The following is a 1,311-nucleotide window of genomic DNA, read 5'->3' on the forward strand; positions in this document are numbered from 1 at the left end:
CGCCGAGTTCCGCTACGACCGAGAACCCATCGGCACACTGCAAGGACTCGCCGCGGACCGCGTGATCTCCATCGGCACCGTCAGCAAATCTCTCGCCCCGGGGCTGCGCATCGGCTGGATGCTCTGCCCGCCCGCCCTCGCCGACCTGATCACTCAGAACAAGTACCTCGCCGACCGCGGCTCACCCGCACTCGACCAACTCGCCCTCGCCACAATGATCGAATCCGGCCGCTACGACCGACACCTGCGACGGATGCGCACCCTCTACGCGGCTCGACGCGACACCTTGGTGACGGCATTCGCCCAACACGCACCTGACATCAAGGTCACCGGCCTCGCCGCCGGCTTCCACGCCGTCGCGCACCTCCACAAATCGGCCGACGAGCAAACCGTCATCGCCGCCGCCCAGGCACGCTCGGTCGGCCTGTACGGCATGAACGCCTGCCGCTCGACACACACCGCGACCCCACCTCAACTCGTCCTCGGCTTCGGCAACCTCACCGAGCGCGCCATCACCACAGGCATCACCGAAGTACGCGACCTCCTCACGTGACGTCGGATACGGGTCTACGCCGTAGCAGGCCGCACCGCTGTCCGGGCCGTTCCCCGCGACGAGCTCCGGACACCGCTGACACGGCCGCTCGTCGCCCTGGACGACCCAAGCTGATGCCGAACCGGACACGTCCCAAGCCAGAGCCGGTCAGGCCGGGGCCGTGCGGGAGATGGCCTGTTCGAGAAGCCGGTGCATGACCTGAGGGTGTCGCCTCTCGACCGGGGTCTACAAGGCGCGTGCTTCGTCGGCGTCGAGTTGGATGAAGCAGGCCAACAGCAGCGTGTGCTGCCAGCGCTGGAAGAGGAGTTCGCCGCGCAGCCGGAGCGCGGAGAGCGCACTGTTGTTGATGCGGTAGCGGGTGGAGTCGGCTGCCGACAACAGCAGGTGTTGCGAAACGGCGTCAGGGAAACGCCGTAGTCGAACGCCAGTTGGGTCTCGCGGGTCACTTCTGTCCTTCACGAGCCGCATCGCAGTCAGTGGATGCTTTGAGCGCCCCGCGTCGCGCTCTGCCTCGTGTTCTGGGGCGCGCGGCAGCGTTTGAGGTGACCTCGTTCGGCCGCCCGCGGCGTGCGCTTGCCACAGGCGAGGCGCCTGCGTGGCCTGCGGGGTTGGGAGGCGCCGGGTACGGGTCACGTGATCGACGTGATCCAGTCGTCGACGGTCACGACGTCGGCTTGCAGGGGGAAGACCTTCTTGGTGAGCAGCCGGTGCACCTCGGCGTCGGCGTCGAGGCAGGCGTCCGCCAGTACGGTGAGGCG

General features: G+C 67.9%; 2 protein-coding genes and 1 pseudogene. 1 reads left to right on the forward strand and 2 read right to left on the reverse strand.

Going from position 1 to position 1,311, the window contains the following annotated elements:
• Positions 1–553 (forward strand): aminotransferase class I/II-fold pyridoxal phosphate-dependent enzyme (locus tag IEZ17_RS41520; RefSeq protein ID WP_189308817.1); only part of this gene is annotated, 553 nt, incomplete at its 5' end.
• 225 nt (positions 554–778) lie between these two features.
• Here the strand turns inward: IEZ17_RS41520 and IEZ17_RS41525 are convergent.
• Positions 779–931: a hypothetical protein gene (locus IEZ17_RS41525; protein WP_189308818.1), complete on the reverse strand. Its 153-nt coding sequence runs from the start codon at positions 929–931 to the stop codon at positions 779–781.
• Between the two features lie 251 nt (positions 932–1,182).
• Positions 1,183–1,311, reverse strand: a pseudogene (locus tag IEZ17_RS43690) (cysteine hydrolase); the annotation flags it as partial.

It is taken from the genome of Streptomyces albospinus (assembly GCF_014648695.1).
Lineage (GTDB): Bacteria > Actinomycetota > Actinomycetes > Streptomycetales > Streptomycetaceae > Streptomyces > Streptomyces albospinus.